At 67.6% G+C, this 8,147-nt stretch carries 10 protein-coding genes and 2 pseudogenes; 7 read left to right on the plus strand and 5 right to left on the minus strand.

Annotated elements, in window-relative coordinates:
- Both ACK4TH_RS10910 and ACK4TH_RS10915 read left to right on the plus strand, forming a co-directional pair.
- Positions 1-576, plus strand: a pseudogene (locus tag ACK4TH_RS10910) (NAD-dependent epimerase/dehydratase family protein); the annotation flags it as partial.
- Positions 564-635 (plus strand): hypothetical protein, encoded by a 72-nt coding sequence (locus ACK4TH_RS10915; protein WP_409626341.1) that lies wholly within the window; start codon positions 564-566, stop codon positions 633-635. The pseudogene ACK4TH_RS10910 and the gene ACK4TH_RS10915, both read left to right, overlap by 13 nt.
- A gap of 348 nt (positions 636-983) precedes the next feature.
- Here the strand turns inward: ACK4TH_RS10915 and ACK4TH_RS10920 are convergent, their stop codons facing one another.
- Complete coding sequence (locus ACK4TH_RS10920; RefSeq protein WP_409626324.1) at positions 984-2,252, minus strand: OmpP1/FadL family transporter; 1,269 nt, start codon at positions 2,250-2,252, stop codon at positions 984-986.
- A gap of 38 nt (positions 2,253-2,290) precedes the next feature.
- Positions 2,291-2,878 (minus strand): DUF302 domain-containing protein, encoded by a 588-nt coding sequence (locus tag ACK4TH_RS10925; RefSeq protein WP_409626327.1) that lies wholly within the window; start codon positions 2,876-2,878, stop codon positions 2,291-2,293.
- A 214-nt stretch (positions 2,879-3,092) separates the two neighbouring features.
- On the opposite strand from ACK4TH_RS10925, the gene ACK4TH_RS10930 reads away from it, so the two are divergent.
- Both ACK4TH_RS10930 and ACK4TH_RS10935 read left to right on the plus strand, forming a co-directional pair.
- The gene (locus ACK4TH_RS10930) at positions 3,093-3,422 is read left to right on the plus strand and encodes a metal-sensitive transcriptional regulator (RefSeq protein ID WP_409626330.1); all 330 of its coding nucleotides are present in this window, start codon (positions 3,093-3,095) and stop codon (positions 3,420-3,422) included.
- A gap of 11 nt (positions 3,423-3,433) precedes the next feature.
- Entirely contained in the window at positions 3,434-4,741 is a 1,308-nt protein-coding gene (locus ACK4TH_RS10935; RefSeq protein ID WP_409626333.1) for a multifunctional CCA addition/repair protein, read from the plus strand.
- 31 nt (positions 4,742-4,772) lie between these two features.
- Here the strand turns inward: ACK4TH_RS10935 and trxC are convergent, their stop codons facing one another.
- From trxC to ACK4TH_RS10950, 3 genes are all read right to left on the minus strand, one after another.
- The gene (gene trxC / locus ACK4TH_RS10940; protein ID WP_409626336.1) at positions 4,773-5,222 is read right to left on the minus strand and encodes a thioredoxin TrxC; all 450 of its coding nucleotides are present in this window, start codon (positions 5,220-5,222) and stop codon (positions 4,773-4,775) included.
- A 108-nt stretch (positions 5,223-5,330) separates the two neighbouring features.
- Positions 5,331-5,525, minus strand: coding sequence for a DUF2905 family protein (locus ACK4TH_RS10945; RefSeq protein WP_068607136.1), 195 nt, complete (start codon positions 5,523-5,525; stop codon positions 5,331-5,333).
- 12 nt (positions 5,526-5,537) lie between these two features.
- Positions 5,538-6,614, minus strand: a complete 1,077-nt coding sequence (locus ACK4TH_RS10950) for a class I SAM-dependent methyltransferase (protein ID WP_409626344.1) — start codon at positions 6,612-6,614, stop codon at positions 5,538-5,540.
- A 129-nt stretch (positions 6,615-6,743) separates the two neighbouring features.
- Between ACK4TH_RS10950 and ACK4TH_RS10955 the strand changes: the two genes are divergently transcribed.
- From ACK4TH_RS10955 to ACK4TH_RS10965, 3 genes and pseudogenes are all read left to right on the plus strand, one after another.
- Positions 6,744-7,562: an SDR family oxidoreductase gene (locus tag ACK4TH_RS10955; RefSeq protein ID WP_409626347.1), complete on the plus strand. Its 819-nt coding sequence runs from the start codon at positions 6,744-6,746 to the stop codon at positions 7,560-7,562.
- A 4-nt stretch (positions 7,563-7,566) separates the two neighbouring features.
- Positions 7,567-7,962: a dihydroneopterin aldolase gene (locus tag ACK4TH_RS10960; protein WP_409626339.1), complete on the plus strand. Its 396-nt coding sequence runs from the start codon at positions 7,567-7,569 to the stop codon at positions 7,960-7,962.
- 70 nt (positions 7,963-8,032) lie between these two features.
- Positions 8,033-8,147: pseudogene (locus tag ACK4TH_RS10965) on the plus strand (tRNA 2-thiocytidine(32) synthetase TtcA); the annotation flags it as partial.

Raw genomic sequence — 8,147 nt, forward strand, 5'->3', positions numbered from 1 at the left:
GGTCAAGACCAGCAGCAGGATACGTTTCATGGAGTCCCACCAGCGGCATGCACTACACCGCGATGCAGGCGTCGCTCTTCATCGGGTCATGGTTCGAGCGATACCGACGAGCGGCTGCCGGCGACCCGAGCCGACGTGCACCACGACCGTGTGCTGGAGCGGCTGCTGCCCGGCCACGACGCGGTCGTCAACCTGATCGCGGTGCTGCAGGGCAACCGGCGCCGCTTCGAGCAGGTGCATGTGACGTTTCCACAGCGGCTCGGCGAGGCGATGCTGGCAGCCCATGTGCGCCGGCTGGTGCATGTCAGTGCGCTGGGCGCCGATCCCGCCGGGCCATCCCTCTACCAGCAAACCAAGGGCGAGGGCGAAGCCGTGCTGCAGCAGATTGCCACGGCCGGCTTGGCCTTGACCGTACTGCGGCCCAGTGTCATCTTTGGCGCCGAGGACCGCTTCCTCAACCTCTTCGCGCGGCTGCAGCGCAGCCTGCCGGTGGTGCCTCTGGCCGGAGCCGATGCGCGCTTTCAGCCGGTGTGGGTGGGTGACGTAGCGCAGGCCATCGTCGCCTGCTTGCAGCGCGACGACACCATCGGCCGCACCTTCGAGGCGGTCGGCCCGGAGGTGTGGACATTGGCTGACCTGGTTCGGCTGGCCGGACGGCTGAGTGGCCACCCGCGGCCGGTGATCGGCCTGCCGCGGGTGTTGGGCTACTTCCAGGCGCTGCTGATGGAGCTGATGCCGGGCGAGCCGCTGCTGAGCACCGACAACCTGCGTTCGATGGAGGTGGACAATGTCGCCAGCGGCACCCTGCCAACCTTGACCGACCTGGGCCTGACCCCCAGCGCGGTGGAGCCGGTGGCCGCCCGCTACCTGGACCTGGATGGTCCGGCCGACCCTCTCATCGCTATCCGTCGCACAGCGCATCAGCGCCGGTAAAAAAGGGCCGCCGCCCTCACACCGAGCGGCGGCCCATCGCTCTCCCCAGCTCAAAACTTGCGGCTGTACTGCAGCCCGAAGCCATTCTGGTGCATGCCAATGCGTGTGCCCGTGGGGTTCATCGCGCCGGACATGAAGTCCACGCTCGGCCCCACCACCGTCTCGCGCCGGCCGTGCCACAGCGCCAACGTCCACTCGGTGTCCTTGTCCGGCGCGTACGTGGCGCCGAAGGTGAAGTGCTCGCGGATCACGCCCGGGGCCAGCACGTTGAACATAGCGTCCTGCGGCCGGATCGGGTTGTCGCCCTTGTTGTAGCCGGCGCGCAGCGTCCACCGCGGGCTGGCCTGCCACTGCACGCCGACCTTGACGACGCCGATGTCGCGCCAGCCAAAGCCCGGCCCTGCCGCGGCCCCAAGCGGCTGGCCGGCCATCACCTGGCTGAGGCTGCCGTTGGCGATCGCCGGCACACCACCATACTTGACACGCGTGGCATCCAGCGCAACCATCAGCGCCGGGGTCAGTTGTACCGCCACGCCGACCCCGTAGTTCTCGGGGATGTCGAAGTCGCCGTCACCGGCGAACAGCCCCCTGTACTGGTCGAAGCGGCTCATGTTGGTCTTGGGCGAATAAGCCGCGCCGACCGTGACGCGGTCGCCGAGCTTGCCGAAGTAGCCCAGGCGCACCCCGATGCCGGTGCTGGTGTCCTTGCCGCGGTTGGTGACGTCGCCCGGCGACTGCGACATCATCGAAAAGCCCTGCAGACCGTAGGCCTCGAAGCGCTGCAGCACTAGCAGCGGCGAAATGCCCAGCGTGTGCCCGTCGGCCACTTGGTAGGCCAACGTCGGCGCGACGATCAACTGCATCAGGTCCACGCCCAGCTTGCCCTGCCCGCCCATCAGGTTGACGCCGTTCGGAAACGGCGCGTAGGACGTGTTCATGCCGCCGTTTCCGTACACCGTCACACCCAGCGCCAGCTTCTCGGACAGCTTGGCGCTGTAGCCGAACTCCGGGATCGGGAATGCCGTGCGGCCGCTTTCCACCAACGGCGTGGCGCCGACGAACTGCGCGTCGCGGTAGGGGCGGAAGAGCTCGGCGCCGACGTCCCAGCGGTTGCCGGCGAAGGCCGCCGCAGCCGGGTTGTTGACGCCGGCAAATGCATCGTGCGCCAGCGCAATGGAGGCGCCGCCCATGCCCTTGGCCTTCAGGCCGAAGCCGTGCGGAAAATAGCCATTGGTGGCCTGCACCCAGGGGGCGGCGCTCAACAGCGCAGCGGCGGCCACGGCGTGGCGCAGTCCCAGTCGGTTGCGTGTCATCGTCATGCGGTTCTCCTCTGCTCGTCGTTGTGTGGGGCGGGCGGTCAGAACTCGCCTTTGGAGACGCGCTCCATCATGTCCCAGACGGCCTCGCGCACGCTCCATGCCTCCTCCTTCAGCGGTGAGGGCAGCTTGCGGCCCATCTTGACCATCATGTCCATGTTGAGCGTGTAGAGCCACAAGCCGTCAGGCCGCTCCACCAGCGCAATGCGACAGGGCATGTAGGCGGCCATGTGCGGGCTGAAATCGGCCATGTGGCGCGCGATGTTGGGGCTGCAGAACTGGTAGATCGTCAGCACCGGCTCCTTCTTGCCGTAGCGCGCCTCCAACTCCTTGGACAGCGGTAGCGTACCGACGTCGCGCATGTTGCGCTCCACCATCACGTTGCGCAGGATCTCCTCGACCTCGGCGACGGTCAGGCCCGGCTTGACCTTGCGCTCCCATGTGGTGGCCACCGCGATGTCGCCGCCGCCCTCGATCCAGCGGTCCCACATCTTCATCGCCTCGGCGCCGGCGCCGTCCTCCAGCTTACCGATCGTCGCGACGGTGCCGCAGCCGGTGGTGGCGCCCACGCTGACCACCAGCATCAGCGCGGCGACTCCTCGCCGCCAGGTTTGACGAAATGGGCTCATGTCCTCTCGCTCCTGCGCTCCTGGAAGGGGCTTTGATTTAAATCAAGACAGCGATAGCTTAGCGAGGCTGGGAGGCCTACCACATCAGCATTTACCCTAGAGGGTAGGGTTTCAACGCGGCCGCTATACCCCACGTCGCGACCGGCGCGGTGCCCAGCGCGGCGGTTTTTTGGCACACTCGTGGTCCCACAGCGAATACCCGAAGGGCGTCGACATGAGTGACTCCACCGCAAGCGGCGACTGCCGCTCGGCCGAAGCGAATCGGCCCGGCTTGCCGCCGTCGCGCTACCGCAACGAGCACCAGCGCGACGTGGTCAATCGCCTCAAGCGCATCGAGGGCCAGGTGCGCGCCCTGATCGAGATGGTGGAGTCCGGCCGCCCGTGCGAGGACATTGCCCAGCAGATGTCGGCGGCACGCAAGGCTATGGACAAGGCCTTCTTTCGCATGATGGCCTGCTCCGTGATGGAGTCGGTGGCCGTCTCCGACAACGAAACGATGCGCGAGGTCGAACGCTCCACGCGCATCCTAGAAAAGTACGCCTGACGACAGCCGCGGTGGAGATTTACCTGGTCGGCGGCGCGGTGCGCGACGGCTTGCTTGGGGCTTTTCACCTGGCGCACCAGCGGCCCGACGGCGCGGCCCATGCCGACCGCGACTGGGTGGTGGTCGGCGCCACGCCCGAGGCGATGGTGGCACAGGGCTTTGTGCCCGTGGGACGGGATTTCCCGGTCTTTCTACACCCCGTCACGCGCGAGGAGTACGCGCTGGCGCGCACCGAGCGCAAGACCGCGCGCGGTTACCACGGTTTCGACTTCTTCGCCGACCCCGGGGTAACGCTGGAGCAGGACCTGGCGCGGCGCGACCTGACCATCAACGCCATGGCGCTGCCCGCAGCGGCGCTGGATGCGCACGGGCGCTTCGATCCGGCCGATCCGCGCCTGATCGACCCCTACGGCGGCCGGCGCGATCTGCGCGAAAAGGTGTTGCGCCATGTGACCCCGGCCTTTGCCGAGGACCCGGTGCGCATCCTGCGCATGGCGCGCTTTGCGGCTCGCTGGCCTGATTTCACCGTGGCGCCTGAAACGCTGGCGCTGATGCGCGCGATGGTGGAACACGGCGAGGCGGATCACCTGGTACCCGAGCGGGTGTGGCAGGAGCTCTCGCGCGGGCTGATGGAGCCACGCCCCTCGCGCATGCTGGCGGTGCTGCGGGAGTGCGGAGCGTTGCACGTGCTGCTGCCCGAGGTGGACCGCCTGTGGGGCGTGCCGCAGCGCGCCGACTACCACCCAGAGGTGGACACTGGCGTGCATGTGGGCATGGTGCTGGACATGAGCGCCCGCCTGGGCGCACCGCTGGCCACCCGCTATGCCTGCCTGTGCCACGACCTGGGCAAAGGCACGACACCGCGGGACGTGCTGCCCCGCCACATCGGCCACGAGGAGCGTAGCGTCAAACTGCTGCGCGTGGTGAGCGAGCGCTGGCGCGTGCCGCGCGACTGCCGCGAGCTGGCCGAGGTGGTGGCGCGCGAGCATGGCCACATCCACCGCTGCGACACGCTGGGCGCCGCCGCCACCCTGCGCCTGCTGGAGCGGTGCGATGCGCTGCGCCGCCCCGAGCGGTTCGAACAGGTGCTGCTGGCCTGCGAATGCGATGCCCGCGGGCGCCTGCACCACGAGGCGCGCCCCTACCCCCAGGCCACCCGCTTGCGGGCTGCCCTGCGCGCGGCGCTGGCGGTGGACACAGCCACCGTGGCGCAGCAGACGCAGGCGCGCCATCCCCGTGCGCGCGACCTGGGCCTGCGCATCGGGTCTGCCATCGAGCACGCGCGCCAGCAGGCCATCGCCGCAGCACTCGGGGCTTGAGCGCCGCCCAGCCGGGGGCGGGCGGCGGGGTTTACTGCGCGCGGGCCAGGGCAACCCCCACCCACCGCACGATGTCGGCCTGCCCCATGGCGCCGGCCTGACGGGCGACCTCGCGGCCGCCGACGAACAGGGCCAGCGTCGGGATGCTGCGGATGCCGAAGCGCGCCGCCAGGCCCTGCTCGTCCTCGGTATTGACCTTGGCCAGCCGCACACGCGGCTCCAGTTGCCGCGCGGCCGCCTCGAAGGCCGGGGCCATCATGCGGCAGGGGCCGCACCACGGGGCCCAAAAATCCACCAGCACTGGAATCTGGCTGCGCCCCACATGGCGCTCGAAGGCCTCGGCATCCAGCGCGACGGGGTGCCCATCGAACAGCGGGCGGTGGCAACGGCCACAATCCGGCGCCTGATCGAGCTGATCGGCACGGACCCGGTTGGTGGTATGGCAATGGGGGCAGACGATATGCAGCGGTTCGGTGGTCATACAGCGCTCCAGGCAAAACGGTGGTGCCACCTCAGATGGGGCGCATCGCGGCCGATTCAAGGGATACCCCGGCGGGTACACAACACCTACCGTGCCCGAGCGCCGGCGTCAAATCCAGCGCGCGATGGCCGAAGCCAGCAGGCTCAGCACGATGGTGCTGGTCAGCGGGATGAACCACTCGCGCCCGAACAGGCGGAAGTGCAGATCCCCCGGCAGTCGCCCCAAGCCCAGGCGGCGCAGCAGCGGTGTCATCCAACTGATCAGCACCAGCGCCAGAAAGATGACGATCATCCAGCGGATCACGAACGGCCTCCGTTAGAGGGCGTGGGTACGGTCGCCGTGGGCAAAGCCCATCGGCACCCAGCCCCGGCTGCTGGCGCGCGGCGCCAAGCCGATGACCTTGAAGAGCTCGCCCATCTCGTGCTCATGCACCAGCTTCAAGGCCGCGGCGCGCTCGGGCAGCGGCGCCTCGTCCAGGCCGTCGAGCAGCCCAGCATTGAGCAAAAAACGCCCCTGGCTGGTGTAGCCCAGCACCTCCAGCCCCACCTGTTGCGCCGCCAGGGCGATGCCGGTGAAATTGACGTGCGCGGTGATGTCCTTGCTGCCCACATCGCTCAGCGGATCGGCATCCGCGCGGTGTGCCCGGTGGCACATCAGCGTGCCCATGGCGCGTTGGGGGTGGTAGTACTCATGCTCGGGGAAACCGTAGTCGATGAAGAAAGCCGCCCCGCGCCGCAGACGCTCGCCGACGGTACGCACGAAGGCCTCGGCCTGCGGGTGAATTTCGGTGAGGTAATCGTGCATACCATCGATCGCGCACGGAGGACGCAGTTCGGTGGCACGGTCCTGCCAAACGAAGCGACCCGCTGCCTCGTCCCATGCCACGCCGCGCTCGTGCCACACACCGTCGATACGTTGCAGCAACTTGACCGGCATGGCGTCCAGCACCTCGTTGCCGAGCACCACACCGTCGATCCCCTCGGCCAGGCGGTCGTGCCAGTGTACACGGCCGGACCAGCGGGCCAGCCGCTCGGCCTGCCGCTCGCGCAATGTCGCCGACAGCTCGATGATGTGGTACTGCACGGGCTGCGCCCCCCCAGAATCGGCCAGGTCCAACCCCGTCAGCAGTTGGGCCGCCAACGCGCCGCTGCCGGCGCCAAACTCCCACACCGCGCGCGTACCGGTCTCGCGCAGCGCCTGCGCCACGACCCGCGCCATGGTCGCACCAAAACGCGCGCTCAGCACGGGCGCGGTGACGAAGTCGCTGCCGTCACTCGGTCCATATCCAAAAATGCCGTCGGCCCCACTGGCATAGTAGCCGGCCTGGGGGTGATACAGCGCAATCGCCATGAAGCGGTCGAACGACAGCCAGCCGCCCGACTCGCCCAACATATCACGCACGACTGACACAGCGGGGGCAGCCTTCTGGACCAACGGGTTGGAATCGACCGCCAGTGCGGTGTGGACAAGCAAGCTCATGGCATGATTGTGCGCTCGATTGCTGCCCCGCCTCCTGCCGCAATGCCATCCATTCCGAACCTCCACCCCGAGCGTGCCGTATTGGTCACCGGCGCAGCGCGCCGCCTTGGTCGCACCATTGCCGTGGCGTTGGCGCAAGCCGGCTGGCACGTGGCGGTGCATTACCGCGGTTCGGCTGCAGAGGCCGCCGAGACGGTCTGCGCATGCCGCCAATTTGGGGTAGAGGCCGAGGCGTTTGCCGCCGACCTCGACGACGAGCAGGCCTGCCGCGAATTGGTGTCCTCGGTGGCACAGCGTTTCCCCGGATTGTGCGCGCTTGTCAATTCGGCCTCGCGATTCGAATACGACGACGCCTTGACGGTCAATGAGGCGAGCTTGCGCGCGCACTGGGCACCCAATACGGCCGCCCCGGTGCTGCTGGCGCAGCAGTTGCACCGGCATTGGATGCTGCGTGTACAGGTCTGCACCGACGCGGCATCACGCGAGGCACTGCGTGCCGCAGCCTGTGTGGTCAATCTGCTCGACCAGAAGTTATGGAATCCCAACCCAGATTTTTTTAGTTACACCTTATCGAAAGCTGCGCTGCGCAGCGCCACCGAGCTGCTGGCCCTGGCGCTGGCACCGTGGGTGCGCGTAGTCGGTGTAGCGCCAGGGCTGACGCTGACCAGCCCCATGCTGGACGAGGCTGCTTTCGAACGCCTCCATCGGATGGCACCGCTCGGACGCGCCTCCACCCCCGAGGACGTGGCAGCAACGGTGCGCTTCGCGCTAGAAAATCGTTCACTGACAGGCACACATCTGCTGGTGGACGGCGGCCAGCACCTGTGGCGTTTCGAGCGCGACTTCTCTTGCATGAACTGAACCGATGTCTGCGCCCCCATCCCCTGCCGATCAACACAAAAAGGGGCGCCAAATTCTGGCGCTGACAGGCCTGCGATTCCATGCCAATCTGGGCATCCTGGAACATGAACGCGAGCGCTCTCAGCCGATTCAGGTGGATGCCGAGCTCAACCAAGGCTGGCAACCGTTGATGCCGCACGACGATGACATCCACCATGTGCTGGACTACCGCAAGGTGCGCCAGATCATCATCGACGAGTGCACCGCCGAGCACGTCAACCTGTTGGAGAGCCTGATCGGCAAACTCGCGCATCGGCTGATGCAACTGCCGGGTGTGATCGGGGTGCGCGTGCGCATCGCCAAGCTGGAAATCTTCGACGACTGCGAGGTGGCGATCCGCATGGAATGCGGTCAGTGGTGAGCACACGCGCGCCGTTTGCGGGACAATCGCCGACCGATTCCGCCACACATTCCGCCACACATTCCGCCCCATGGACGTCGCGTTCGAAAACCGCAAACTGGAAAAGCGCCTGTGCCGACTGGTCGGCCAGGCCATCGACGACTACCGCATGATCGAGGACGGCGACCGCGTGATGGTCTTCCTCT

The organism is Tepidimonas sp. (genome assembly GCF_046292505.1).
Taxonomy (GTDB): Bacteria; Pseudomonadota; Gammaproteobacteria; order Burkholderiales; family Burkholderiaceae_C; genus Tepidimonas.

Bases quoted from the DNA above. Each gene is read 5' to 3' on its own strand.
- ACK4TH_RS10920 (WP_409626324.1), bottom strand. From the start codon at position 2,252: ATGACGATGACACGCAACCGACTGGGACTGCGCCACGCCGTGGCCGCC.
- ACK4TH_RS10925 (WP_409626327.1), bottom strand. From the start codon at position 2,878: ATGAGCCCATTTCGTCAAACCTGGCGGCGAGGAGTCGCCGCGCTGATG.
- ACK4TH_RS10930 (WP_409626330.1), top strand. From the start codon at position 3,093: ATGAGTGACTCCACCGCAAGCGGCGACTGCCGCTCGGCCGAAGCGAAT.
- trxC (WP_409626336.1), bottom strand. From the start codon at position 5,222: ATGACCACCGAACCGCTGCATATCGTCTGCCCCCATTGCCATACCACC.
- ACK4TH_RS10950 (WP_409626344.1), bottom strand. From the start codon at position 6,614: ATGTTGGGCGAGTCGGGCGGCTGGCTGTCGTTCGACCGCTTCATGGCG.
- ACK4TH_RS10955 (WP_409626347.1), top strand. From the start codon at position 6,744: ATGCCATCCATTCCGAACCTCCACCCCGAGCGTGCCGTATTGGTCACC.
- ACK4TH_RS10960 (WP_409626339.1), top strand. From the start codon at position 7,567: ATGTCTGCGCCCCCATCCCCTGCCGATCAACACAAAAAGGGGCGCCAA.